General features: G+C 65.1%; 26 protein-coding genes, 1 tRNA gene and 2 pseudogenes. 15 read left to right on the top strand and 14 right to left on the bottom strand.

Annotated features, from left to right (window positions below; translation table 11 throughout):
• Window positions 1-867: 867 nt before the first annotated feature.
• Together ACQP1T_RS29725 and ACQP1T_RS29720 are read left to right on the top strand one after the other, a co-directional pair.
• Entirely contained in the window at window positions 868-1,866 is a 999-nt protein-coding gene (locus ACQP1T_RS29725) for a zinc-binding dehydrogenase (RefSeq protein ID WP_433756339.1), read from the top strand.
• Between the two features lie 68 nt (window positions 1,867-1,934).
• A complete protein-coding gene (locus ACQP1T_RS29720) occupies window positions 1,935-2,084 on the top strand; it encodes a hypothetical protein (protein WP_433756338.1) in 150 nt (49 codons plus the stop codon).
• 2 nt (window positions 2,085-2,086) lie between these two features.
• On the opposite strand, the gene ACQP1T_RS29715 is transcribed toward ACQP1T_RS29720, so the two are convergent.
• Window positions 2,087-2,518, bottom strand: coding sequence for a nitroreductase family deazaflavin-dependent oxidoreductase (locus tag ACQP1T_RS29715; RefSeq protein ID WP_433756337.1), 432 nt, complete (start codon window positions 2,516-2,518; stop codon window positions 2,087-2,089).
• Between the two features lie 132 nt (window positions 2,519-2,650).
• On the opposite strand from ACQP1T_RS29715, the gene ACQP1T_RS29710 reads away from it, so the two are divergent.
• Together ACQP1T_RS29710 and ACQP1T_RS29705 are read left to right on the top strand one after the other, a co-directional pair.
• Window positions 2,651-2,724: transfer RNA gene (locus ACQP1T_RS29710), tRNA-Ile, on the top strand.
• Between the two features lie 29 nt (window positions 2,725-2,753).
• The gene (locus tag ACQP1T_RS29705) at window positions 2,754-3,476 is read left to right on the top strand and encodes a hypothetical protein (protein ID WP_433756336.1); all 723 of its coding nucleotides are present in this window, start codon (window positions 2,754-2,756) and stop codon (window positions 3,474-3,476) included.
• Between the two features lie 41 nt (window positions 3,477-3,517).
• Here the strand turns inward: ACQP1T_RS29705 and ACQP1T_RS29700 are convergent, their stop codons facing one another.
• A complete protein-coding gene (locus ACQP1T_RS29700) occupies window positions 3,518-4,081 on the bottom strand; it encodes a dihydrofolate reductase family protein (protein ID WP_433756335.1) in 564 nt (187 codons plus the stop codon).
• Between the two features lie 119 nt (window positions 4,082-4,200).
• Here ACQP1T_RS29700 and ACQP1T_RS29695 point away from each other — a divergent pair, with 119 nt between their 5' ends.
• The gene (locus ACQP1T_RS29695) at window positions 4,201-5,211 is read left to right on the top strand and encodes a sigma-70 family RNA polymerase sigma factor (protein WP_433756334.1); all 1,011 of its coding nucleotides are present in this window, start codon (window positions 4,201-4,203) and stop codon (window positions 5,209-5,211) included.
• Window positions 5,212-5,651: 440 nt separating this feature from the next.
• On the opposite strand, the gene ACQP1T_RS29690 is transcribed toward ACQP1T_RS29695, so the two are convergent.
• Window positions 5,652-6,185, bottom strand: a complete 534-nt coding sequence (locus tag ACQP1T_RS29690) for a hypothetical protein (protein WP_433756333.1) — start codon at window positions 6,183-6,185, stop codon at window positions 5,652-5,654.
• A gap of 90 nt (window positions 6,186-6,275) precedes the next feature.
• Here ACQP1T_RS29690 and ACQP1T_RS29685 point away from each other — a divergent pair, with 90 nt between their 5' ends.
• The 5 genes and pseudogenes from ACQP1T_RS29685 to ACQP1T_RS29665 all read left to right on the top strand — a co-directional run.
• Window positions 6,276-6,401, top strand: a complete 126-nt coding sequence (locus ACQP1T_RS29685) for a hypothetical protein (protein ID WP_433756332.1) — start codon at window positions 6,276-6,278, stop codon at window positions 6,399-6,401.
• A 6-nt stretch (window positions 6,402-6,407) separates the two neighbouring features.
• On the top strand, window positions 6,408-6,923 hold the full coding sequence (locus ACQP1T_RS29680; RefSeq protein WP_433756331.1) for a hypothetical protein: 516 nt from the start codon (window positions 6,408-6,410) through the stop codon (window positions 6,921-6,923).
• An 18-nt stretch (window positions 6,924-6,941) separates the two neighbouring features.
• Window positions 6,942-7,460 (top strand): hypothetical protein, encoded by a 519-nt coding sequence (locus tag ACQP1T_RS29675; RefSeq protein WP_433756330.1) that lies wholly within the window; start codon window positions 6,942-6,944, stop codon window positions 7,458-7,460.
• A gap of 269 nt (window positions 7,461-7,729) precedes the next feature.
• Window positions 7,730-8,374 carry a dihydrofolate reductase family protein gene (locus ACQP1T_RS29670; protein ID WP_433756329.1) on the top strand — a complete coding sequence of 215 codons (645 nt, stop codon included), beginning with the start codon at window positions 7,730-7,732 and terminating at the stop codon, window positions 8,372-8,374.
• Window positions 8,375-8,426: 52 nt separating this feature from the next.
• Window positions 8,427-8,614, top strand: a pseudogene (locus ACQP1T_RS29665) (IS701 family transposase); the annotation flags it as partial.
• Between the two features lie 89 nt (window positions 8,615-8,703).
• Here the strand turns inward: ACQP1T_RS29665 and ACQP1T_RS29660 are convergent.
• The gene (locus ACQP1T_RS29660) at window positions 8,704-10,278 is read right to left on the bottom strand and encodes an AMP-binding protein (protein WP_433756328.1); all 1,575 of its coding nucleotides are present in this window, start codon (window positions 10,276-10,278) and stop codon (window positions 8,704-8,706) included.
• Window positions 10,279-10,326: 48 nt separating this feature from the next.
• Window positions 10,327-11,226 carry an alpha/beta hydrolase family esterase gene (locus tag ACQP1T_RS29655; RefSeq protein WP_433756327.1) on the bottom strand — a complete coding sequence of 300 codons (900 nt, stop codon included), beginning with the start codon at window positions 11,224-11,226 and terminating at the stop codon, window positions 10,327-10,329.
• A gap of 209 nt (window positions 11,227-11,435) precedes the next feature.
• Here ACQP1T_RS29655 and ACQP1T_RS29650 point away from each other — a divergent pair, with 209 nt between their 5' ends.
• The 3 genes and pseudogenes from ACQP1T_RS29650 (at window position 11,436) to ACQP1T_RS29640 (ending at window position 13,124) form a co-directional block, all read left to right on the top strand.
• Window positions 11,436-12,470: a GAF domain-containing protein gene (locus ACQP1T_RS29650; protein WP_433756326.1), complete on the top strand. Its 1,035-nt coding sequence runs from the start codon at window positions 11,436-11,438 to the stop codon at window positions 12,468-12,470.
• A 28-nt stretch (window positions 12,471-12,498) separates the two neighbouring features.
• A pseudogene (locus tag ACQP1T_RS29645) lies at window positions 12,499-12,750 on the top strand (sigma factor); the annotation flags it as partial.
• A gap of 104 nt (window positions 12,751-12,854) precedes the next feature.
• The gene (locus ACQP1T_RS29640) at window positions 12,855-13,124 is read left to right on the top strand and encodes a sigma factor-like helix-turn-helix DNA-binding protein (protein WP_433756325.1); all 270 of its coding nucleotides are present in this window, start codon (window positions 12,855-12,857) and stop codon (window positions 13,122-13,124) included.
• Here the strand turns inward: ACQP1T_RS29640 and ACQP1T_RS29635 are convergent.
• The 3 genes from ACQP1T_RS29635 to ACQP1T_RS29625 are packed head-to-tail and all read right to left on the bottom strand — an operon-like array spanning window position 13,111 to window position 16,848.
• Window positions 13,111-13,911 (bottom strand): crotonase/enoyl-CoA hydratase family protein, encoded by an 801-nt coding sequence (locus tag ACQP1T_RS29635; RefSeq protein ID WP_433756324.1) that lies wholly within the window; start codon window positions 13,909-13,911, stop codon window positions 13,111-13,113. The genes ACQP1T_RS29640 and ACQP1T_RS29635 overlap by 14 nt on opposite strands.
• Window positions 13,904-16,072 (bottom strand): acetate--CoA ligase family protein, encoded by a 2,169-nt coding sequence (locus ACQP1T_RS29630; RefSeq protein ID WP_433756323.1) that lies wholly within the window; start codon window positions 16,070-16,072, stop codon window positions 13,904-13,906. The genes ACQP1T_RS29635 and ACQP1T_RS29630 overlap by 8 nt, the downstream gene beginning before the upstream one ends.
• A 2-nt stretch (window positions 16,073-16,074) precedes the next feature.
• Complete coding sequence (locus tag ACQP1T_RS29625; protein ID WP_433756322.1) at window positions 16,075-16,848, bottom strand: enoyl-CoA hydratase/isomerase family protein; 774 nt, start codon at window positions 16,846-16,848, stop codon at window positions 16,075-16,077.
• A 145-nt stretch (window positions 16,849-16,993) separates the two neighbouring features.
• On the opposite strand from ACQP1T_RS29625, the gene ACQP1T_RS29620 reads away from it, so the two are divergent.
• Window positions 16,994-18,373: an amino acid permease gene (locus ACQP1T_RS29620; RefSeq protein ID WP_433756321.1), complete on the top strand. Its 1,380-nt coding sequence runs from the start codon at window positions 16,994-16,996 to the stop codon at window positions 18,371-18,373.
• Between the two features lie 15 nt (window positions 18,374-18,388).
• Here ACQP1T_RS29620 and ACQP1T_RS29615 read toward each other — a convergent pair whose 3' ends face one another.
• Window positions 18,389-19,279 carry a MurR/RpiR family transcriptional regulator gene (locus ACQP1T_RS29615; RefSeq protein ID WP_433756320.1) on the bottom strand — a complete coding sequence of 297 codons (891 nt, stop codon included), beginning with the start codon at window positions 19,277-19,279 and terminating at the stop codon, window positions 18,389-18,391.
• Between the two features lie 92 nt (window positions 19,280-19,371).
• Window positions 19,372-20,298, bottom strand: a complete 927-nt coding sequence (locus ACQP1T_RS29610) for a helix-turn-helix domain-containing protein (protein WP_433756319.1) — start codon at window positions 20,296-20,298, stop codon at window positions 19,372-19,374.
• A gap of 163 nt (window positions 20,299-20,461) precedes the next feature.
• On the opposite strand from ACQP1T_RS29610, the gene ACQP1T_RS29605 reads away from it, so the two are divergent.
• The gene (locus ACQP1T_RS29605) at window positions 20,462-20,755 is read left to right on the top strand and encodes a hypothetical protein (RefSeq protein WP_433756318.1); all 294 of its coding nucleotides are present in this window, start codon (window positions 20,462-20,464) and stop codon (window positions 20,753-20,755) included.
• A 146-nt stretch (window positions 20,756-20,901) separates the two neighbouring features.
• Here the strand turns inward: ACQP1T_RS29605 and ACQP1T_RS29600 are convergent, their stop codons facing one another.
• From ACQP1T_RS29600 to ACQP1T_RS29585, 4 genes are all read right to left on the bottom strand, one after another.
• Window positions 20,902-22,296: a cellulase family glycosylhydrolase gene (locus ACQP1T_RS29600; RefSeq protein ID WP_433762418.1), complete on the bottom strand. Its 1,395-nt coding sequence runs from the start codon at window positions 22,294-22,296 to the stop codon at window positions 20,902-20,904.
• A 368-nt stretch (window positions 22,297-22,664) separates the two neighbouring features.
• Window positions 22,665-23,345, bottom strand: a complete 681-nt coding sequence (locus ACQP1T_RS29595; RefSeq protein ID WP_433756317.1) for a GntR family transcriptional regulator — start codon at window positions 23,343-23,345, stop codon at window positions 22,665-22,667.
• Window positions 23,332-24,063 (bottom strand): maleate cis-trans isomerase family protein, encoded by a 732-nt coding sequence (locus ACQP1T_RS29590; RefSeq protein WP_433756316.1) that lies wholly within the window; start codon window positions 24,061-24,063, stop codon window positions 23,332-23,334. Before ACQP1T_RS29590 ends, ACQP1T_RS29595 begins: the two co-directional genes overlap by 14 nt.
• A gap of 10 nt (window positions 24,064-24,073) precedes the next feature.
• Entirely contained in the window at window positions 24,074-24,814 is a 741-nt protein-coding gene (locus ACQP1T_RS29585) for a maleate cis-trans isomerase family protein (RefSeq protein ID WP_433756315.1), read from the bottom strand.
• Window positions 24,815-24,889 lie beyond the last annotated feature (75 nt).

Below are 24,889 nucleotides of genomic sequence, written 5' to 3'. Positions count from 1 at the left end.
GGTGATTGTTCGGGGAGGCGTTGCTTTTCGTGGGTTCAGTGTGGGGGCGGGCCTATACCATTTCGGAATGGCGGTTTTCTTCGTTGTACTGCTGATCATCCTTCTGGTCGGTGGTGGCATCACGGCACTGGTCGTGTATCTGATCACGCGGGCGACCAACAACGCGTTCTCGCGTGCGCAGCGGGAGTTCGGGGGCTCCAGTGACTCACCGTGGGTTTTCGGGGCCGCTGGGTTCGATTCGGGGACGGGGTTCGATCCGGGTAGTGGTGGGGGTCATGGGCACGGTCACGGTCATGATCACGGGCATGGGCACGGGCATGGGCATGGGCACGATGGTGGCAGCGGCGGCAGTTGTGGTGGGGGGAGTAGCTGTGGTGGCGGGAGTAGTAGCTGTGGCGGCGGGAGTAGTTGCGGCGGTGGGGGGAGCAGTTGTGGTGGCGGGAGCAGCTGTGGTGGTGGCGGGTCCTGAATGCTCGCTCTGCTGCTTGTCTTGCTGATCACGGTCCTCATCATGGGTGGGATCGCCGGGTTCGTGCTGTTGGTGAGCAACCTGCCGAGTCGGCGGGCGCGGCGCGGGTTCGGATGGATCGGAGGGACCAGTTCTTCGTCCTGGGATGCGGGAGACGGCGGCAATGATTCCGGGAGTTCGGGGGGTTGCGGGGGCGGGGGTAGCGGTTGCGGTGGAGGCGGCGGTTCCTGACAGTGCACGCTGCGCCCTTGTGCTCTCCGCGCGCGTGGGGGCTCGGGGGTTGCTTCTATTCCGAGTTCTGCGCTGAGCGTAATCGGCCGCCTCGGCTTGACCTCAACCCTGATTCAGGTTCCAGGCTGGTCCATGTCGGATCGAGTCAGGAATTGATGGAGGTTGTCATGCGCGCTGTGCACGCTACGGAATTCGGTGGGCCCGAGGTTCTTTCGGTGCGTGAGGTGCCGGAACCGGTTGCCGGAGAAGGGCAGGTCGTCGTCGACGTCGCGGCCGCCGATGTCATGTTCCTGGATGTCCAGCTCCGAAGTGGTTGGGGCACCGAGTTTTTCCAGCTCGAACCGCCGTATGTGCCCGGTGGTGCGGTCGCTGGGGTGGTTACTGCAGTCGGTCCGGATGTCGACCCGAGTTGGATCGGCAAACGGGTTGTCACCGATACCGCCGCGAGCGGCATCGGCGGTGGCCAGCCGATCGGCGGCTACGCGGAGCAAGCACTTGCCAAGGCGGAAACCCTGGTCGCGGTGCCTGAAGAGCTGAGCCTGTCGGCGGCGGTGGCGCTGGCGCACGACGGCAAGACCGCGCTCGCCGTCTTCGATCGAGCCGCGATCCAGCCCGGCGAATGGGTGCTCATCACCGCGGCGGGTGGGGGATTGGGCACCTTGCTGACCCAGCTCGCCCGGGCCGCCGGAGCGAATGTGGTTGCCGCGGCGCGGGGCAGCGCCAAATTGGAGCTCGCGGCACGACTCGGCGCAAATGCGGTCATCGACTACTCCGAGTCCGACTGGTCGGCGAAAGCGCGTGCCGCGACCGGTGGGGTCGGGGCCCATGTCGTATTCGACGGCGCGGGTGGCGCATTGGGCGCGGGCGCGCTCGAAGCCGCAGCCGACGGCGGGCGTTTCATCGGATATGGCGCTGCCGCAGGGCAATTCGCCGACTTCGATCGAGAAGCGGTGGCAGCGCGCGGAATCGACGTGCTCGGACTCTTCGACCTGACCGGAACGGGTGATATCGATTGGCTCGCCTTGACCGCACGTTCGCTCGCCGAGGCGGCATCAGGACGGCTGGAAGTCGTTATCGGCCAGTCTTTCCCGCTCGAGCAGGCCGATCGCGCACATGTGGCAATAGAATCGCGAACCGCCGTCGGACGCACACTTCTCACAATATGAACGGTCTTGCGTGGCAACTTGTCACACATACCTGCAGGTAACCCCTTCGGGGCGCTAGGGTGCCCCGCGTGGAAACGCTGATTATCGTTGTCGTCGTCCTCGTCGTCCTCGGTCTCGTCGCTCTCATCGTGCAGTGGGCCAGCCGCCCGCCGCGCGACGAGTCCGCTTGGGACCGTGGCGATATCGACGACGACTACGAGGGCTGGGAGAGCGACTGACCTCAGCTGACCGGAGTCAACACCACCACCGCGATCGGTCGCTTGGTCATCTTCTGGTACGCGCTGTAGCGCCCCTTGTTGGCCTTGTCGACGATCGCCCAGCGCCGCGCATAATCCGGATCGTCGGGCAACGTCGCCCGCGCGATCACCGCCAGTTTGCGCCGCCCGACCTGAATCTCACACTCCGGCTCAGCCTTCACATTCGCCAACCACCCCGGTGGCCGCGGCGACCCACCATTCGACGCGGTCACCAAATAATCCGCCCCATCCCGCCCGTACGTCAGCGCCGACGTCCGCGCCTGCCCCGTTTTGCGCCCCACCGTCCGCAACAACAACGTCGGATTCCCGAACAGCGCCCGATGCCCAACCACCCCACCACTGTGCTCATAAACCCACTGATGCACCTTCAGCACATTCGCGAACAAACTCGCCACAGCCCACCCTCCAGCCAGTTCCCGGATTACACCCCCACCCTAACCACCCCGCACCCCCACCCTGCTGCACCACGCCACCCCTATCCGAGTGGTGCCCACCCCACCCCACCCGGTACCATCCCCAACGCACACGGGGCGGTAGCTCAGTCGGTTAGAGCCGTGGACTCATAATCCATTGGTCGCGGGTTCGAGCCCCGCCCGCCCCACAAATAGCCCTCTCACTGCGGCGGCGCGGATGGCCTCGGATCCGGCGTTGACGCTGCCGGAAGTGCAGACCGTGATGCGGCATCGGCACCTGTCCACCACCGAGGTCTACCTCCAGTCGCGGGTGGAGGAGTTGCACGACAAGCTCGCCGAGCACTATGTCCGCCCACGGCAGGAACGGCGTTTCGCTGCCGATTACGCGGCGGAGGACATCGCGGCGGTGTTCGGTGCCGTGCCCGACCAGCACTGGCGTCAACTGCTCGACCACGCCACCACAGCCGAACCGGACCAGCTGATGGCCCTCGACGGCAGCACCTACCGCCGCTTGTTCACCCAGGCTCGCCGTGCCCGCATAGCGCGCCACGGCGAAGCGAACATCCGCGTCCGCGCCGAACACACCGGCAAGGCGATCGACCTCAGCCTCAAAGAAGACGCCGCGTTCTGGGAGTGGGCGGTCATCGAGACTTTCCGCCATAGCGGTCTGCGCTGCGAGGAACTGCTAGAACTGTCGCAGCTGAGCATCCGCCAGTATCAACGCCCCAACGGCGAGGTCATAGCCCTTCTGGTGATCGCGCCGTCCAAAACCTATCGGGAACGTGTCATCCCGATGTCGGCGCAGCTGTTCCACGTCATCGCCTGCATCATCCGGCGACTTACCAAGGGCCGCAAGATGATCCCGTTGGCAACCCGATACGATTCCATGGAACGGGTCACACTCCCCAGGTGGTGGACACGCGTTGACGGTTACTGTTGACAGCCCGAAAGCGCCGACAAGGGCGAGCGTGCTTGGGATGGTCAGAGCCGCGCGTAGGTCAGGCTGACCACGCCGGAGTCCAGTGTGTGGGTGTCGGTGAGTCGCAGCGTCGCGCTGACGCCGCCCTGCGGGAACAGTGGGGTTCCGCCACCGAGCACGATCGGGTGCACCGCGATCCGGAATTCGTCGATCAGGTTGTGCCGCAGCAAAGTCTGCACCAATGTCGCGCTGCCGTACACCTCGATGTCGCCGCCGGATTCCGCTTTGAGCCGGGTGATCTCGGCGACCACGTCCCCGTTGATCGCGGTCGCGTTCCATGGCAGCGGCCCGGTCAGCGTGGTGGAGGCCACCAGCTTCGGGATTTCGTTCATCCGGTCCAGGTATTCGCTGCCTTTGATGTCTGCCCAGGTCTTGTGGAGCAGTTCGTAGGTGAGACGACCGACGAGGAAGTAGTCGGCGGCCCGCAGATGGTCCAGCGCGTTCCGCTGTGCGTCCGGGGTGAAGAACGGGTTCGCCCAGCCGCCGTATTCGGTCTCACCGAACCCGCCCGGGTCCTGGATGACGCCGTCCAGGCTCACCAGGGTCGACACACTCAACTTGCGCATGATGTTGCTCCTTCGGTTCCGACGGGCCACTCGGCACCGTCGGAAAGGCAGACTCGGCGCGTCCGCGAAAGGAATCGGTCGGATATCCTCGACATCCTGACGCCGCGAGGGGATGACGGATGCCCGCTTCGATCGAGACCGCCCTGAGCGACGACGATTTCGTCCGTCGTGCCGAGCCCTACCGTCGGGAGCTCCTGGTGCATTGCTACCGGATGCTCGGCTCCATGGTCGACGCCGAGGACGCGGTGCAAGAGACCTATGTGCGCGCATGGCGCTCGTTCGACTCGTTCGAGGCGCGATCGTCGGTGCGGACATGGCTCTACCGCATCGCCACCAACACGTGTCTGACCGCCCGGCAACACCACAGCCGACGAGTCCTGCCCTCAGGGTTGGGTGCGCCATCGGATGATCCGTCCGCCCCGCCGAACTCCGCGGATCCCACCGTCGCATGGCTGGGACCGATCCCCGACGCCCGCGTCGGTTCCGACACCGCCGACCCCGCCTCGATCGTGGCCGCTCGCGACAGCGTCCGTCTCGCCCTCATCGCCGGTCTGCAATACCTGCCTTCACGCCAGCGCGCCGTGCTGATCCTGCGCGAAGTGCTGGCTTTCCCCGCAACCGAGGTCGCGGAAATACTCGACATGTCGCAGGCCGCGGTCAAAAGCACGTTGCAGCGGGCGCGTGCTCGCCTTCGTGAGGTCGCTCCCATGGCCGACGATATCGCCGAGGACATCGAGCCGGACTATCGCGAGCTGTTGGAGCAGTACATCGCCGCCTTTCAGAACGCGGACGCCGCGGCGTTGGAGAAACTGTTGCGCAAGGACGCGATGCTGGAGGCCCCGCCACTGCGCACCTGGTACTCCGGTATCAAGTTCTGCATGCCCTACATGGCATCGCATGTGCTGGGCTCGCCCGGCCACTGGCGGATGCTGCCGACCAGCGCGAACGGTCAGCCCGCGGTCGCCGCGTACTATCGCGGCGGCGATGGCGCCTACCTGCCGTACGGCATCGCCGTGCTCACCGTGACCGCGGGAGGCATCTCACATATCACCGCATTCGGCGACCCCGCCCTGGTCACCGCGTTCGGCTTCCCACCGACGCTACCGGCAGGCGACAACTACGCATCGTGAATATCCTTCGGCCGACAGGGTGATGGCTGCGCGCGTCAGGTCCTGCGCGAGATAACCATGATGTATTCGCAGAGAGACAAAGTCCTGCTCGTGGCAGGTGGTGTATCCATGGAGTCGGTCGAGAAGAACGCGCCGGGCTGCCTCCCGTTCAGCACCGAAGTCGCGATGACCGTCCCGGCCGGCCCGAACTGAACCGGCCGACGCTGCCGAATTCGGGCAGATGATGCGGCGGTTCCTCTAGAGCGTGTGCCGACACTGAACAATGCGATTGCGAATCACCTAATCCATCACCGGCCTGTCGATGTAACCTGAGGCCTGTCGCCGACGATCAGCAGGCCGTGCGCGGCATTCGTGACCAGTGCCAAACCACCGACACCGCACTGTTTTTCAAACTTCTCTGCACCCTGACTGGCACAAGCCATGACGAGGTGCTGGGTTTGTCAGGCGCTGCGCAGCCGAATTCTTCGGGTCGCGTCGAGATATCGGTCGACGGTGAACTGTGCGGTGGTGCCGACGACGGGGGGTGTGCCCGACCAGGACAGGCTGGACCAGAGGCCATCGAATGCGACGGAGTATTCGCGGTTGCTGGGGAAGACGTCGGTGATCTCGGCGGTGACTGCGGAGCCGACGGGGTGGCGGTTCTTGGCGGCGCACCATTCGGACTCGCTCATGACGGGGAACCTTGTTGTGCTCGATCGGAAGGCGGGATCGAGAGGCCAGAGGCGAACCTGGCCGTGTGTGTGCTGGAGGACCTCGAACTCGGTCACTGTGCCGACGGCTGGCCATTGGTCGGCGGAAAACGGCAGATTCAGGATGTCGACGAATCCGGTGGGTGGATGGCCCAAGTCGACGAACAGTCCGATGGTGCCGGGTCGCGGAATCAGTGTGACCACTCCGGTCACATGGTCGCCGATCGGATAGAGGCTGTGAGCGGCGTTGAGTTCCTCTTCGAGTTGGGGGTCAGGCTCGATCATCGTTGGACTATTTCAACGATCATTTCTGCCGGTTGTCAATGGTCAGGACTTAGTGGGAGATCAGTCCCGACCGTTGCCCACGGTGCATTCGTGGTGCAGTCAACTGGGCAGTGGGGTGCCCGCCACCCCAAACAACTCGGCCGCGAACTCGACGGTCGCATCTGGGGTCAGATGCCGCAATCAGGCCCGGTCCGCCGCCCCACTGCGGCCGGGTGAACGCACATGTCGCTCCGCAATTTCAAGGATGCTGGCGCTGCCAGCTGTCAACTATCTGATCCGGTTCTCTCTGAAATCCAGGATGCCGATGGCGACCCCGTTCACCCCGGGATGGCCGCACCGACGCCGATCGGTGATGTGGCCAGACTGACGCGGTCTCAGCGGGAAATCCGCGTGCGTCGCCTGATCGAACAGGCTGAGCAGATCGTTCAAGTAGCGGTCTCGGCTCACTTGGGTGGACGTCGGATCGCGGCGTTGTGTGTGTGCTGTTCTCCGGCGGTAACGACTCCACGGCGCTGGCACATCTGTTCCGTCACAAGGCAACACACGCCGTTCACTGCAACACCACGCTCTTGGACGTGCACCTCGTGCGACGAACGCGTGACCGACCGCGGCCCCTATGAAGGCCACCCGGCCGACAACGAGACCGGCCACGCGACGGACTGCCCGCGACACCAACGCGAAATTCTCGCCTACCGAACCAGATTCGACCTCGATCAGGACTGGGAGTTCGAGCGATGACCGCAACGAACGATAGCAATGGTGTTGCACCGCGACGCCGCAATGTCGCAGCCGCCAGCACTGTTGAACAACAGCGTCGCCGTGCGCGTCGCCCCGGCACCACTGGACGCGACGCCGTTGCATCCCACAGAAACAGTTGGGTGCGTGGCTGGGTTGGGTACGGAAGCTGCGGTTGGCAAGGTGGTTACGCGACAGGGCTCGTGCGTCGAGTCGTCCGCCGGGGCGGCCTTTGTCGCCACACAAGGCCAGCGTTGCTACGTCGGGCACTCCGCTGCTGAGCACGACAAACAGAAAGCTGCGGTACTTTTTCCGGCGCGGGACCGGTCGAGCCTGCTTGTGATCGGCAAGGGCGGTCGGCCGCGGACGTGCCCGTTCGGCGACAAGACCCGAACAGCGCTGCGGAGGTACCTCCGTGTCCGGGCTAAGCATCCCGGCGCGAAGAACGACAACCCGGACCTGTGGCTCGGATACCGCGGTTCTATGACGGATTCCGGCATCCGGCAGATGCTCGAACGTCGTTGTGACGCCGCGGAATAGAACGCTTGCATCCGCATCAGCTCCGACACTTCTTCGCACACTCCTGGCTCGACAGCGGCGGCCAGGAACAAGACCTGATGATGCTCGCCGGATGGCGATCGGGGAGTGCGAACTTCGACGGCAGCGTTGATCGGACAGCTGGATCGTGGCTGGGGGACCATCGGCAACACCTCGCGAGTGGAAGAAGTGGTTGCAATTAGCAAGCACTACCGTATATGGTTTCCACCAGTGATTGCGAAGTGCAACCACTTGACCGATCGGAGTGTCTGATGTCCCTCGTCCGGATCCACAACTTTTCTGTCTCACTCGACGGCTTCGCCACCGGTGAAGGCCAAGCGCCCGACGCGCCGTTCGGTCATGCGGGCGAACGGCTACACGAGTGGATGTTTGCCACCCAGTTCGGCAATCGGATGTTCGGCACTCCGGGCGGCAGCACCGGCACGGACAACACGTTCGCCGAACGGTTCCTCCCCGGAATCGGCGCCGAGATCATGGGAGCGGGCAAGTTCGGTCCGCCGGGCTGGCAGGACGATGCCGAGTGGAAGGGCTGGTGGGGTCCCAACCCCCCGTTCCACACGCCGACCTATGTGCTCACGCACCGCCCGCGTCCGTCGATCGAGATGGAGGGCGGCACCACCTTCCATTTCCTCGACGCGTCGCCCGCCGAGGCGCTGGCGGTCGCCCGCGACGCCTCCGGGGGCCAGGATGTTCGCATCGGTGGCGGGCCTACCGTCGTCCGTGACTTCCTGCGAGCGGGTCTCGTCGACCAGCTGCATGTTGTGCAGGTCCCGATTCTGCTCGGCCGTGGTGTCCGGCTCTGGGACGGCCTGGAGTCCCTGGAGGACGCGTACGACGTCGAGATGGTTTCGACGCCCAGTGGCGTCACCCACATCACCTTCTCGCGGCGCGCTTGACGCTTAGTGCCGCAACGTCACTCGCGTGAATTAGTGCTGGTAGACCCGTCGGGTGGTGTTGGATCGGCTGGTGGCCGAACTGGATTCGTTGATGGCGCGGGTCGGGGACCGGTTCTGTCGTTCCGAGCCACGGCACTGCAGCGACTGCTGCGTAAAGCCGACTGGGATGTTGGTGGTGTCCGCGACGAGGTGCGTGGCTATGTGGTCGAGCACCCCGGTGACCCCGAGGGTGCGCTGATCGCTCCAGCTGGAATCGGAGTCACCGGTAACAGCAGCGCTGCGCGCACATCGTCGGTCGGGCGGACAGGGCGCGCACCGTGATGGTGCGCCTACGTCGGGCTTTGTTCTCTCTGGTACTGGGCTTGCAGTTGCCGTTTGTACACCTTGCCCGAATCGTCACGCGGCAGCGTGCTGACGATGCGGATTTCGGCCGGGATTTTGTAATTGGCGATCTGTCCGGCCAAGGCCGCCCGGATGTGCTCTTCGGTGAGCTGGGTGCCAGGTCGTGGGACGATATGGGCGGCAACGGATTCGCCGAGGTCTCCGTGGTGGGGGATGGCAAAGACAGCGACGTCCTCGACACCGTCGACCGCGGCGATGGCTGCTTCGATTTCGGCGGGGTAGATGTTGACGCCGCCGGAGATGATGATTTCGCTCGAGCGGCCGGTGAGGTACAGGTAGCCGTCGTGGTCGAGGTATCCGGTGTCGCCGACGGTGATGAATCCGGGGACCGAGCCCGCCGATGCGGCGTCCTGGTTGAGGTAGGTGAAACTCGGCCAGTAGTCGGCTCCCCGGACGAACACTTGCCCGATTTCTCCTGGGGCACAGGGGGTTCGGTCGTCATTGACGACCACGGCGGCGGAGCCGTCGGCACCACGGCCGACACTGCCGGGGTGTGCGAGCCATTCGGAGGCGGTGATCCAGGTGATGGTGCCCGCTTCGGTACAGCCGTAGAACTCGATGAGGGCATCGCCGAACCATTCGATCGCGGCGCGTTTGACCGACGGCGGGCAGGGGGCGGCGGAGTGGATCACATGGGTGAGGCTGGAAACGTCATAGCGGCTACGGATTTCGGGAGGAAGTGACAGGAGCCTGGAGAGCATTGTTGGGACTACTTTGGCCTGGGTTATGCGGTGTTCGTCGACGAGTTGGAGGAATCGCTCGCTGTCCCAACGCGGCATGATCGTGATGTTGGTGCCCATCCGCAGCGCGAGCACCGCGACCGCGTTCGGGCTGGTGTGATACAGCGGACCGGCCACGAGCATCCGCCCGCCGGGCGCGAGTCCCATGCGGTTGGCGGTGCCGCCCGCGATGGATAGCAGTTGATGCGGTGTCATGCGTTCGCGGAGAACGCCTTTGGGTGTGCCGGTGGTTCCGGAGGTGTAGATCAGCCCCATCGAATCCGCGATGGCTCCCTCGAGGTAGCCCAGAGGTTCGAGGTGATCCCCGATCCGCTCCTCGAGGGTGCGGTGGCGGTGTGTCGGCTGTGCGAGCGCCCGGTCCAGGCCCGCTTCATCGAGGAGTTCGACCGGCATGGCGACTTCGATCACGTGCGCTTCGACGCCGGATCGGGCGATTGCCCGTTCGATCGTGTCGATGAACTCGGTGTGGGCGATGATGACTCGCGCGCTGCTGTCGGTGAGAACGTGGGCGACCTCTGGCGCCTGCCACCGGGTGTTGATCGGGACCGGATTCGCTCCGCATGCCGCGATGGCGAGAGAGGTCTCCAGGAACTCGATGTCGTTGCGCAGCATGACCGCGACGCGGTCTCCGCGATTGATACCGTCGGCGACGAGAGCGGCGGCGAAGCGGCCAGCTCGACTGTGGGCGTCGTGCTGGTTGCGTGTCCGGGTTCCGCAGGCGATGGTGGGGTTCGTCGGGTCCTTGGGCGAGACGTCATCCATGAGCCGCAGTGTGCCACCACGGCGGGGGTTGCGGTTTGCGCTGCTGACTCAGCCGGGAGTGAGGTCGAAGAAGTCGGCAATCGCGCCGGTAGCATCGAAGCCCGAGACAGGGTTGCCGAAAACCCATCGCAGCCCGGTCGAGGCACCGGGAATCTGATGTCCGCCACCGACGACGGCGTAGAGGGTGACTGGTGCGTGACCGGATTCTCGATAGTCGGTCCGACACACGTGCCCCTCGCCCGCGATCGTGTCGTCGGCGTTCATCCAACGAAACGACGGCGGCGCGGTGATCCCGTTACGGTGGGCGAAGTACGCCGCCGTTTGCGCCGCTGACAGGTGTGCCCCTTTGGGGAACCATCCCCGGAAGCTGACGTAGCCACCGCTGTAGGGCGCGAGAGGGTCTTCGGTGCCATGGATGAGGACCACTGGCACTGCCAGCGGTGGTCGAGACGATGTCGTGAGGTTTTCCGCAGTGGGCTGATTACTCGCGATGAGTGCCGCTCCCGCCAGCAGTTCGGGCGCATCGTGCAGCAGCCGAATCGTCATCTGCCCGCCGAGTGAGAATCCGACCGCGTACACCCGGTGTCGATCGATCGACCAGGCCGACGAGATCTCATCGACCAGAGCGCCGAGGAAACCGACGTCATCGATGTTCTTCACATTGCGGGCGAGCATGGTTGCTTTGCGCGCCCCGTTCCATTCCCGCTGAACGGCGTCGGGGTAGGCCACGATTGCTCCGCTCGACTCGACGAGAGAGTCGAAGGCTCCGGCAGCGAATTCGCGGATGGAATCACCGGTTTGCAGGGTGCCGTGCAGAACCATCACCAGTGCCGCGTCGGCACGTAGGTGCCGGGTTCGAACGAGGGTATAGGTACGCCGTCGTTGCGAATGGGTCAGCGTGTGATGGCTGACGACAACGTCCGGCCCGTTCTGCGTTCGAGTCCCCACAGCTGATGAGTGTGACCCCACAGCGCGACACATGACTAGCCGAGACCGAAGCGCTGAGCGCACCAATTCGGCTCAACCGGAAACAAATTCGCTGATAGTAGACTCCGAATTCGACTTCCGTGGACGACCAGCCGGAAAGTTGCGGGGCGCGACCACAGCAGGCGATGAAGGACCGCCAGACAGTCGAATGAACGGGGGAAGAGCAAAGCGTGTGGTATCTGATCGATGCCGCGACACCGGGGATGGTCATCCGTCACGTGCCGGAGGAAGGCATGCCCCGCGAGCGGACCCTGCATCGCGCGATCCGTCCGAAGTCCTTGGCCGGTATTGCGTCTTCGGCGATCACGGACGCCATCGCATCGAACCGGATGTGCGCGCGCGAAATCCGGATCCGCGGCGACGGATACAAGGTCTTTGCGCTACCGGTGCCGGGACCCGACGGAGGGCCTCTGGCCGTTCAGATGTGGGTCGGTCCACGGGACGATATCCCCGCGGACCCTCCCGCGATCGATGTCCTGGTGTGGGATGGCAAGCAATGGACCGTGCGCACCAGCGGGCGGGGTGGGGCAGTGCTGCCCGAGGAATTTCCACTGCTGCACGGGGCGTGGTTTCTGTCGCGGATCATCGAGTGCGAGGAACGCGACCGGCTGATAACCGCAGCGCTCGACGCGCAACCAGGAACGCAGTGGCAGGGACCGATGCGCGTCCTGACCGCCGATGGCGAGAAGACAACTCGTGTCTTCGGACTCTTCCGCTACCACTCACCGCATTCCCTGCGTGGGCTGCTGCTCCAGGTGGAGCAGGATCGGCAACCGGGCATCGTGCTACCGACCTATCACGGCGACGCGGCTGTCGGGCTGCTCGGCGGCACGATCGCATTGATCGACACCGAAACCCTCCAGATTGTCGAGTGGCTGACGCCGCCGCTGACCAGCATCGCCTGGCGGCATCATCCAGCATCCCGTGGCACCGACCCGTCGGCGGACCGAAAAGAATTCAACTTGACCACAACACATCTCATCCATCCGGACGATCTTGCGTACTACCTCACACCGCTCTTGGACTTGGTGAAAGACCGCATCAAATCGGCCCGATCGGTCGTTCGGCTGCTCACCCTTGAACATGATTGGCAGCTCGTCGAGCTCTACTGCATACGGCTACCGCACGGGCTGCCCAGGTTCCTGACGTGCCTGATCCGACCAGTGGGGGACGACATGCGGCCGGGGCTCGTTTCCGAAAACTGAATGTCGCCGTGCTGTGGGCTAGGTCCGGATGGCGTGTTACACGCATGGGAACACATGGCGAGGCGATGGACCCGGACGGCAACCGGATCTCGCTGCGTCAGCAGCGCAAGCCGTGACTGCTCACCCGTCCGGCCTGTTAGCCGAGGGGTTCGAAGCCCAGCGCGATCGGTTGCGTACCGTCGCGTACCGCGTGCTGGGTTCACACGCCGACGCCGAGGACGTGGTCCAGGAAGCCTGGATGCGCCTCGTCCGTCAGGACGCGGCGGCCATCGGCAACCTGGCGGGCTGGCTGACCACGGTGGTCGGTCGAATCAGTCTGGACCTGCTGCGCTCCCGCCAGGCCCACCCTGAAACCTCCTATGGCAGCAGTTTTCGGACTTCGTGGTGCTGCCAGATGACGACCCGACCCCGGATGAGCAAGTGGCGCTGGCGGATTCGGTCGGCCTCGCGCTGCTCGTCGTGCTCGATTCGCTCACCCCGAGCGAGCGCCTGGAGTTCGTCCTGCACGATATGTTCGCGGTTCCGTTCCACGAAATCGGCCAGATCCTGGGCAAACCCGCCGCCGCAAGCAAGGTGATCGCCAGCCGCGCCCGCCGCAAGGTTCAAGCCACGGACCGGCCGGCGGATCCCAGCCGACCGCTCATCGGCCGGTGAAGGCTGGCGGTCTGCGCTCCAGCATGGCAGCGACCGCTTCGCGGTGATCGTCGGTATGGTGGGCGGCCGCCTGCATCGCGGCGGACAGCTCGAGGTGGCTGTCCAGGCTCTGGTTTCGGCCCTCGCGCAGTAGTCGTTTCGTCATCCGGAGTACGTGCGGCGGGTTGGCGGATATCCGGGCGGCGAGGCGGTGGGCGGTGTCGAGGAGGGCGTCGGGTTCGACAACATCGGAGATCAGGCCCCAATCGAGCGCGGTGTGCGCATCGATCGGTTCTCCGGTGAAGGCCATTTCGCACGCTCGGGCCATGCCGATCGCCCTCGGCAACAGCCATGCGCCACCGTCGCCGGGTACGAGTCCGACCCGGACGAAGCTCTCGGCGAATACCGCGGTGCGCGTGGCGATCCGCAGATCACAGAGCAACGCCAGATCACACCCGGCACCGATGGCCGGACCATTGACGGCGGCGATCGTCGGGATCTCACAGTGGTACAACGCTTTTGGAATACGCTGAATACCGTGCCGGTACCCTTGGCGTAGCTCCGCCGGTGCGCCACCGAACATTCCGGCACGATCGCGCATCTGTTTTACGTCGCCGCCGGAGGAGAAGGCCGTCCCGGCCCCGGTGAGAATCGCCGCCCGCACGCTGTGGTCGCGATTTACCGCCGTCACCGCGTCCTCGAGGGCGGTAATCGTGTCGACCGCGGATATCGGGTTGCGCGCCGCCGGGCGGTTCAGTGTCCAGACGACTACATGGCCGACGCGGTCGATGCGGATCGGCTCAGTCATTGCCGTCTCCCGTGTTCTCGCGCAACACAATTCGAATATCGACAGGGACTATGCCGGAGCCGGAAGCGATCACCGGATTGAGATCGAGTTCGGATATCTCCGGGTGCGCGGCTACGAAATCACCGACGCGGACCAGAAATCGGGCCAGCTGGTGCCGGTCGACCACCGGGAGATGGCGGTAGCCGTCGAGCATGCGGGCGGCGATCGTCTCATCGATCATTTCCCGGGCCTCGAACTCGGTGAAGGGCGCGGCGCGAAATGTGACGTCGCGCAACGCCTCGACCATCACCCCACCGCTACCGAAGGCGACCACCGGCCCGAAAATCGGATCGCGAGTGGCACCGACCAGCAGTTCGATTCCGGCATCGGCCATCGGGGCGACGATCATCCCGTCGATGCGGGCGTCGGGCAGATGCGCGAGGACAGAGTCGATGATCGCCTGTGCGTGCTCGGCGGCCTTGGCGGCCACTACGCCGACCTTGACTCCGCCCACCTCGGATTTGTGGATGACTTGCGGGGAAACAACTTTCAGCGCGCACGGTCGCTGATAGTCGGTGACAGCTGTGGCCACATCATCGACGGTGCGTGCGAAAGTCCATGCGCCGAGCTCGATTCCGGTGGCGGCGACAACCCGCCGTGCGGTCGGTTCGTCGAGGAGTCCCGATCCGGGGATGGCAGGGGCCGGTGGTGGAAGTACGAGGGTGGAGCGTTGCGGGGCAGTCGCCAACAGGCGACCACGCCGATCCAGGGCCGCCACGACCCGCACGGCGTGATCGATGGAGCTGATCACCGGTATGCCGCCCGCTCTCAGACGGTCGTGGTTGGCGATATCGAGACCGGCGTAGCAGCTCTGGATCACCAGCGGGACACCGTGTTCGGCGACGAGCGTGAGCAGTAATCCTGCGGTGGAATCCTCGATCGCGCGCAGCTTTGGGTCGAAGCGCAGATGGTAGCCGCCATAGAGGCCGATGACCAGTACGAGACCGACCTCGGGATCGCGCATGAGGATGTCTGCGGCCTCGGCGAATACCAAGGGGTCGGTGTCGGTGGCGCCCGCCACGTCAACGGGGCCGGCCACGGCTGCGGTCGCGCCGAGTAGGTGCCGCAGCCGCTTCTGGGTCCGCTCGCTGAGCCGGGCCAGTTCGATGCCGCGGGCGGCGAGGGCGTCGGCGGCCAGCGTGGCGTGGCCACCACCGTCGCTGAGGATCGCGACTTTACGTTCCGCTGCGATCGGGGCGCAGTCGGCAAGTGCACCGGCGACGACCGCGAGCTCGTCGGAGCGGTCGACCAGCTCCACCCCGGCCTGCCGCAGCACGGCCGCCGCCACGGCGTCCGATCCGGCGACTGCGCCGGTGTGCGATCGTGCGGCGCGGCGGCCCGTCTCTGAGCGCCCACCGCGCAGCATGGCAACCGGTGTGTCCGGCACCGCACGAGCGGCGGCGATCAGGATTGACCGTCCGTCTGTAAATCCCTCGGAATGAATTGCCACGACGCCCGTACCCGGATCACGGACGAATTCGGCGAGGCATTCGTCGTACCGGATATCAGCCTGGTTTCCCAGCCCGACACAGATGTGGAAACCGGGACCTTTGAACGCCTGATTATCGTTGACCAGCGACAGCAGCATATTTCCGCTTTGTGTGATCACACTGATCGGGCCACACGGAACCTCCTCGAGGCCAACGAGATTCGCGCCCGAGGCGACGTTGAGCAGGCCCGAGGTGTTGGGCCCGATAACCCGAATGCCGGTCTCGGCGATCGCGGTTGCGAGCGCGGCGGCGAGTTCGGCGCCGGTTTCCCCGATCTCTGCGAAACCGTTGGCGAGCACGACGGCTCCCGCGATACCGGCGGCGGCGCACCGGCGCAGCACGTCGGGGACGGCGGCGGCAGGCAGAGCGATCAGCGCGACGTCGATGCCATGGGGGAGCCGATCGATCGAGGAATACACGCCGAGGCCGAGGATCTGCAGTGCTGTCGGGTGGACCGGGTAGATGGGATAGGCGTAGCCGGACCGCTGTAGGGCGCGGATAGCCTGGAATCCGCGCTTGGCGGGATTGGCGGACGCGCCGACGATGGCGACGGAATGTGGGTCGAACAGCCGCTCGAGTGCGGTGCGGGTGGGAGCTTCGATGCTGGACGCGCGGTCGTCGATGCTGGTCATCGCTACTTTCCTTCGAAGACGGGGGTGCGGCGTTCGGCGAATGCGGCGACGCCCTCTGCCCAATCCCGGGTGGCCATCAATGCCAGCAGCTCGCGCGGCTCAGTGGCCAGCGCCACATCGAGGGGGTCATCGCGGTGCAATGCCGCCTTCATCCGGGCCAGCGCGAGTGGTGCCTTCGCCGCGAGGGTTTCGGCGAGCGATTGGGCCGAACTGAGCAGAAGATCCCCGGTTACCGCGGAATGGGCCAATCCCCACTCGAGTGCCTGCCGACCGGTGAACCGCTCTCCGAGGATCAACATGTCCGTGGCCATACGCAGGCCGACCAGCCGTGGAAGCCGATTGGTCACGCCACCACCGACGAAGGTGCCGATGCTGACCTCGGGAAACCCCATTTGCGCGTCCTCGGCCATGACCAGGAAGTCCGCGCTGACGGCCAGCTCCGCACCGGCACCGAGGGCGTATCCGTTGACCGCCGCCACCACCGGGGTGCTCATCGTCTGGATCTGCTCGCAGGCGCGCTGGCCCAGCTCGACGTAGCGCGCCTGCTCCGCCGGGGTTCTACTGCCGGACTTGTGCGCTTTCAGGTCGGCGCCCACACAGAACGCCCGTCCGGCACCGGTGAGGACGACACATCGAATCCCCGGGTCGAAGTCGGCGGCGGTCAGTTCGTCTATCAGCGTCCGGTACAGCTCCGCGTTGACGGCGTTGAGCCGTTCGGGGCGGTTGAGAACGAGCGTTGCGATGGAACCGGATCGGCTCACCAGCACTGTGGACATGGACCTCACTTCTTCCTCGGGGGTTCGATACCTGCACTATGCCATGACATTTGCAATCGGTACATCTTATGCAATTTCTATTGCATAGAACCGGCTGAGCGTGTTGTATGTCACTACTCGCCCACGGTTCATGGAAGAAGGCATCGTGCCCAGCTCGGGAAATCTGAAGCACAGCATCAACACTCGGCAGCTGACGATGATCGGCATCGGTGGAGTGATCGGCGCCGGGTTGTTCGTCGGCAGCGGCAAAGCGATCTCCGCGGCAGGCCCGGGCATCGTCATCGTCTACCTGCTCACCGGCCTGGTGATCATCCTGGTAATGCGCATGCTTGCGGAGCTTGCGACGGCCAGCCCCGAAACGGGATCGTTCTCGAGCTACGCCTCCCGTGAACTCGGCACCTGGGCAGGACTGTCGGTGGGCTGGGTCTACGCCTATCACTGGTGTGTCACAGTCGCTTTCGAGGCCGTCGCCGGTGCGGCGGTCGCCGGTCAGCTCCTGCCGTCGGTGCCGACCTGGCTGTATTCGCTGCTCTTCATGAGCGCCTTGACCGGCGTAAACCTCGCGGCGGTAACGTCTTTCGCGCGTTTCGAGTTCTGGTTCGCCATGATCAAGGTCGTCGCGATCGTCGCCTTCATCGCAATCGGCATCGCGGCCATCTGCGGCCTGCTTCCGCACTATCGGGCGCCGTGGACGGCCAACCTGCTCGGGCACGGTGGCCTTTTCCCGAATGGCTTGATGCCTTTGCTCGTGGCGTCGTTGACGGTGTTCTTCTCCTACTTCGGCACCGAGCTGGTGACGATCGCCGCGGGCGAGGCGCAAGATCCGGTCAGCGCGGTGCGCGCGAGCATGCGCAGCGTCGCCGGACGCATCCTGATCTTCTACGTCGGCTCGGTACTCGTCGTGGTCACGCTATTGCCTTGGAACGCAACGCAAATCACGGAGAGCCCGTACACCGCGGTGCTGGACCTGCTCGGCGTTCCCGGTGCGCGGACCACCATGAATCTGGTTGTACTCACGGCGGTGTTGTCGTGCCTGAACTCGGGTCTCTACTCGTCATCGCGGATGCTGTTCTCGCTCTCGCGCCGCGGTGAAGGCCCCCGCGTGTTGGGGAGGACCGCGCGCTCCGGGGTGCCTGTCGCCGGTGTTCTCGCCGCCTCCAGCGCCGGATTCCTGGCCGTCGTGGCGAACTACTTCCTGCCCACCGGAGCGGTGTTCACCTTCCTGCTCAGCTCCTCGGGTGCGGTCGCGGTCGTCGTCTACCTGTGTATCTGTGCCACCCAGATCATCGGGCGTCGGCGTAAGACCGCGGCGCAGATCACTGCACTGCCGGTGAAGATGTGGGGCACTCCGTACCTGTCCTACGCGGTCGGAGTCGTCCTGCTGGCCATCGTCGGTGGAATGGCGCTGAATTCCGGTACCCGGACGCCGCTCGCGCTGACCCTCCTGGTTACCGCGACCGCGGTCACCGCGGGTCTGATTCATCAGCGCCGAGCCCGCGCGGCACAGTTGGCGACGGCCGAGTAGCCGACCGCGCCGCTGTCACTCGGGGGCGTAGACGCCGAACTCGCTCAACAGCTTCTCCTCCTCGAGCAAGGTCGGGCGAACCTCATGCCCCAGGACTTGTGCAACGGCACCCGTCATCGCCTGCGCGAGGGAGATGAAGGCGGTCATCGATCGCAGGATGCTCGCGCTGGACGCATCGACGTAGAACGTATCGTGCGCCGACACTGCCAGCGGAGATACGGCGGTATCGGTCAGTGCGACGACGTGGGTACCGCGCTGTCGAGCCCACTGTGCGGCACGCACGGTGTCCAGGCTGTACCGGTGGATCGACATCGCGACGAAGCAATCGCCCGCACGTACCCGACGCAGTTCGTCGGTGAGTGTTCCCGCAGTGGCATCAATCGCCGACACATCCTCGCGCAGCATCCGCAGCAGGTAGGTCAGCAGATATGCGGGGGCGTGGCATTTGCGCAGACCCATGACATGCACCCGGGGCGCGTGGGCCAGCCGATCGATGGCCGAATCCCACATCGCGTCGTCGATACGCGCGAACGTGCGGGCGATATTCGCTTGATCCAGCGCCACGGTCTGTTCGCGCGCTCCGACACCTTCGGCTACGAGGTGTTCGAGATTGTCGAAGCGCCGCAACAGTTGCGCTTGCTCCTGCAACCGTTCGCGACACAGTCGCGTAAGCCCCGGATACCCCTTCAGACCCAGGCCATTGGCAAAGCGCACGACCGTGGCCTCATTGACATCGACCGCGCTGGCGAGCTCGGAGACAGTCATGAACGCCACCGCTTCGGGGTCCGACAGCACTCGCTGAGCCAGCTTCTTGTGTGCGGTGGACAGCGAATCCATCCGACGGCGTATCTCGACCGCCAGTTCGTCGAAACTCGCGGAACCCGTCGTCTCCGCGTTCGTATCCACCGAACCTCCTCAGCACCTCGCACCGCTTGCCTTGCCACGCGGTTCTCTGCCAAGTTAGCCGATTCCCCTGATGGTCCGGCGGGCCGAGCACATCATGTGCCGCTCATGTCGGGGTCGATTCGGCGCAGGGCGGAAGCCAGCCATTCACTCTCGCGGTGCTCGGTTGGCATCGCGGCCAGCCCGTGTGTCGCCGCTGCGACCGCTTCGCCGGTGTACCCGAGCATGGCCAGCACACCGCCGCGTTGGACGGCACCGAATCCGGTACTCCACCAATACATCGACGCGGGGGGTTCGACGCCGTCGGCTGCTTCGGCCGCTGCTTCGGCCATGGCCAGCGCGCGCTGTGCGTCGCGCTTCTCGCCGTGGGCGGCCAGCAGTTCAGCTCGTCGCATTCGGCCGTAGGCGCTAATGATCGGGTGCGCGCCCGGCACCGCCAGTGCGGCATCTGACAGAGCGACGACCTCGTCATAATTCCCCGCACTTACCGTCACGTAGCCGAGAAAGCCCAGACTATGGGCAAGCCGGTCGGGGTCGCGGGACTCCTTCGCCAGGCTTACGGCCGTGCCGAGGCTACGCCGGGCGGCAACGTCAGCGCCGATCGCATGCTCCAGCCAGCCCCGGTACTGCGTGACCTCTGACGCGAGACCTGCCGCCGCGGCCCGTGCCGTGCGCGCTTCACTGGCAAATGCCTCGGCCATAGCAGACATGCCTCGCACCGCCGGAAGTACCGCGACCGCCCCAGCCGCGTCCTCGATTCGGCGCGTAGCCGCCAACATCACTGCCACGTCGGACAGGGCAGTGGTGTCCACGCTGGCCGGTGTTCGCGTCACTACCGTCAACCGCTCCAGATCCGCGCCCAGCACTCGCTCGTAGGCCGCGAAGACACCGGCGGGTACTGGACGCTGGCCGGTCTCGATCAGTGACAGGTACGCCTTGCTGTAGTAGCTCCGCTCCGCCATTGCGCGCAGCGAGACGCCCGCCGCTTCACGAGCGGCGCGCAGGAGCGCACCCGGTTCCATTACTCCAGCCTAACGGGTTGGCTGACCTGTGGACGCCTGTGAACAGCGAAATCGTATGCGGCCCAGGCTTTTCCTCATAGCGTCGATTCCGGCCCCGCTGCCGGGTCGGAAGTGTTCCTCGGTAGCGGGAGCTAACCAATGACAGGGGACGAAGGGCAGGGGAATGCATGCGCTCGGATGGATAGACCCGACATCGCCGACGCTCGAATGGGACTTGGCTCAGGTGCGCCGGTTGGCGCGGCGCTTGGGGTATCCGCTGCGCTGGGCAGACCCGGGTTCGGTACTGGGTCTGGCCGAACAGGTTGAGTCGTCGGGTGCGGATGTGGTGTTGCTGCCGTCCTCAGCGCACGTGGACGCCGTGACGTTGGATCGCGTGATGGCTGTCGCCGACGTCGAATGTGCTGCCCCGAGAGTGTCGTTCGGTCGCTGGTCTCCGATGGGTGGGGTGCGCCGGTGAGCGCGGCGCAGGTCGGGCTTGTGTTCGCTATCGGGCTGCCGCTCGCGGTTGTCGTGGTAACGGTCTTCTGGCCGTCAGATTTCGATTGATTGCCTGGACTGCCCGAGTTCGTCCGCGGTGGGAACTTCAGGTGGCGTCGGTGCCGATCACCGTCGCGTGACGGTGACCTGCACGGTGTCCTGTCCGGGGGTGGTGCTGAGTTGGAGTAGCTGGGCGTCGGGTGACGATACGACTTCGGCGCCCTGGACTTCGACCCGGTAGCCGTTGGGGTAGTTGCTCGGCGGCAGGTATATCTCGGTGCGGGCGCCCGGTGGGAACGGTTGGCCGGAATCGGCTCGGCGGGAACTGTATTGGATGGTGAATGTCCCGGTCGCGCCGTCGTAGTGCCACTGCTGCGGCGTGCCTGCGATCGCACGGGGATATGGCCGGACGAGGGTCGGGTCCATGAGGTTTGGGCCGGTCGGCGGCTCCTGGGGATGACCAGGTGTCTGATTCTGCGCTTGGGACCAGAACAGCCACGAAGCCATGTTGTCGTCGTAGGTGTCGGCGAGACGAGTCAGCCTCGTCGCATCTTTGGTTGCGCCGAACTCGGTCACCAGCCCGACAACGCCGTCGGCGTCGGCGCGATCCAATCCGTTGCTTATGCAAGTGTCGACCGGGCCGACGCAGTAGTCGTGAAAGCTCAGGCTCGCGTTCGGATCGCCGGTGGGATTCGGCATCCAGTCCGGCGTACCCAAATCGTTGGTTACAGACGGCTCGTAGAACAGCAGGTGTTTCGGGTCGGCTCGGCGGATGGCGTTCATCGCTTTGGCTTGCGACGGCGCGAGCACATCGCGCTCGAACCGGGGGCAGCCCTGTGGAAAGCAGGTCGGGTATTCCCACCCGGGCCACGGCTCATTGATCAGGTCGTAGCCCAGCACGTACGGCTCGTCCGCGAACCGTTGCGCGACATGCTCCCACATGGACGCATAGTGTTCCTGTAGTCCGATGCCATCGGGGGCAGCGCGGTTGTGCCATAAGTTCGCCCACGTTTGGTTTTGCGCGGGGCTCGTAAAGTAGACCAATGGAAAGCCGGGGTCGGGCTGCAAGGGGAACCCGTCGGTGATCGTCGCCCAGTCGGGGAATCCGCTCCAACTCGCGCCCACCGATTCGTTGAACGCGTCTTGATGGGAATCGATCAGGCTGTAGATGTTGTACCGGGCCAGCAGCTGCTGGGTCTGCTCGAGCTGCGCGATGTAGTTGTCGTCGTAAACGCCGGGCTGCGGCTCGACCGCGTTCCATGCGAATCCCAGCCGCACCGCGTTGAAACCGTTGTCGGCCAGGAACTGGGCGTCGTTCTCGCCGAAACCTCCCGCCGCTGGGAAGTACGGCGGGTACTTGTAGACCAAATTCACGCCGTGCAAGGTGACCACTCGGCCGTGCTCGTCGGTGAGCCAGCGGCCCGCGTGCCCCAGCTCGGGAGCCGTCGGTGTCGCCGCGGCCGGTGTGGTCAGTCCCAGCAGCAACACGACCAACCCGAGACACCGCACTGTCGAGGACATGATGGTCAATGCGCAAACCTTTCGACGAGTATGCGCCGACGACACTTCTGCGGCGCTGACGACTGCGGTGGATCAATCCGTACGACGAGATGGTCGGGGCCACGGCTCTGATGCGGAAATGCTATATATCGCTGGCCGGATTCGGTTACGACACTCCGCCGCACATCGGAGGAGGAAAGTTGGGGCCCGCGAAGCTCCGGAGGCAGGAGGTGGTCGCTCGATTCGTCAACCAATTGGACGCGTTCCATCGGTCTATCGAGTCCTCGGCGGACGGGAACCGCAACGCCACCCTCGTTGATGGTGAAGTGCCGCAATGTATTTGAGCGGGGCTTGATCGACTGATCGCGAGCGGAGATCGACGCGGCGGGTCAGGTCGCCTGCGCGCCGATGCTGTACTGACGGTGCAGGCGCTGGACGGCGTCGTCCATGTGCTCGACAAGCAACGTGCGCGCCCGGCGCACCGGCCCCGATCCGATCGCATCGCGCAACTCAACATGCTCGCGGGCCTGTTCGCGCAAGTCGGGATACGTTGTTTGCAACGCCCCCAAGCACATTCGGGTTTCGATCAGCAAGGTGCGGGCCGCTCGGACCAGGCGCGGACTGCCCGCGCTCTCGACCAGCGCCTCGTGGAAGGCTTGGTCGGCGTCGGAAACGCCTGCGGCATCACCGTTTTCGGCGCACGCGCCCATGGCGGTGACGCTCGGCTCCAGCGCCGCATAGGCGACATCCCGGCGGCCGTCGAGGATGAGGGCAAGGGCGCCGCCTTCGATGGCGGTTCTGGCGCGGTAGATGTCGATGACGTCGTCGATGGTCAGTTCGATGACGAAGATGCCGCGGTTGCGGATGCTGTACAGCAGGCCCTCGGTGAGCAGGCGTTGCAAAGCCTCGCGAACCGGGCCGCGCGATACCCCGAATCGGGTGGCGAGGTCGGCTTCGCCGAGTTGGGCGCCGGGGGCGAGGTTGCCGCGCATGATCGCATCGCGGAGTCGGTCGGCGATCATTTCCGCCGTCGACTGCCGATTCACCGGCTCGAAATCAACGACCGACATGGATATGCCTTTCCGAGAAGAGGGAACCGAGCACAGCGGATGCCACCGTGCTGCCCGTCAGCCGCAGGCCCTCCCAGATGGTGACCTGATTGGCCGTCAACACGATCTTGCCCAAGCGCGCCTCGAGTTCCGGTAGAACCCCGAGGGTGTGCATGGCGGTGTCCGGGATCAGCAGCGCCTGCGCGTCGGGATGGTCATTCGCCACAGCCAGTTCGCGCACCTGTGCGGCGGTCAAGGTGCCGACCTCGGCGGCGGTATCTATACCCGCGCTGGAGAAGGCGACCACTTCGATTCCGGCATCGGCCAGGAACTCCACGAATAGCTGCGCGACATCGTCCGGGTAGCTCGCGGCGACCGCGACGCGCCGCACGTCGAGCGCCTGCGCGGCGGCGACGAAGGCGAGGCTGGTGCTCGACGCCGGTACACCCGCGGCCGAAGCCAGCTCGCGCACCTGCTGCCGCGCACCCTGCGGGCCGTACACGAAACTCCCTGAGGTGCAGGCCCAGACGACGGCGTCGGGCTCGTCGGGTGCGAGCAGTGCGGCGCCGTGGCGCAGCTTGTCCGGACTGCCGAGATCGAGCAGCTCCGGAATGGCGTGCAGATCGGTGCCGTAGATGTGGGCCACCGGCAGCCGCACGCCGAGCAGCGACGCGGCGAGTGGGTAGTCGTCCTCGGCCGCGTGATCCGGGTAGATGAAACCGACGGTGGGTGCCTGCATGTTCTTCCAATCAGAAAACGTTGAGTAGCCACTTTCCCGGACCCGTCATCGGCAGCTTCATCCGGCCCAGGCAGGCCCACATGGTGAGCTGATTCGCGGTCAGGACGGGTTTGCCGAGCGCCTGTTCGAGCGGCTCGATGACGTCATAGGTGGGCAGGTTGGTACAGCTGACGAAGATGGCCTGGGCGCGCGGATCGTCCGCGCCGACAATGCGTTCGGCGATGGTGCGGTAGTTGACCTTCCAGATGCCGCCGCCCAAACCCAGGTGGTCCGAACGGATTACGGTGCAGCCCGCCTCGGCGAGGAAGTCGTGCAGTTTGTGGGTGAGGATTTCGTCGTAGGGGGTGAGCACCGAGACTCGGCTGATGTCCAGATGCTGGATTGCCTCCACGAGCGCACCGGAGGTGGTGACGGCGTCTTGGGCTCCGGCCCGGCAGATGGTGTCGCGCAATGACTTCTCATAGGCGAGGCCCCTGATGAAGCTGCCCGAAGTGCACAGGTAGGCAACGACTTCCGGCTCGACATGCATCACATCGCGCGTCGCGGCCGTCAGATGTACCGGATTGGAGACCAGCTCGGCCATCGCCATCGAAACCGGCACCGGTTCATACGGCGTGCGGGCCAGGTGCAGGCTGACGTCCAGCGGTGCCCAGCGCCAGAGTTCGCGTTCGAGCGCGAGGTCGAACGGTGCGATGATCCCGATCCCCCGTTGTGCCACGGGCCCTTCGATATCGGGAAAGCCGAGTTCCAATGCGGCCCCTCTCGCGCTCAGCCGTTAGACCTCCGAGAACGATCGGATTGTTGACAATCATACGATGCGATTTTA

Origin of the sequence: Nocardia sp. CA-135398, assembly GCF_050955845.1 — a bacterium.
GTDB lineage: Bacteria > Actinomycetota > Actinomycetes > Mycobacteriales > Mycobacteriaceae > Nocardia.
The sequence above is the reverse complement of the archived record's forward strand: the minus strand, read 5'-3'. Positions and strand labels throughout refer to the sequence as shown.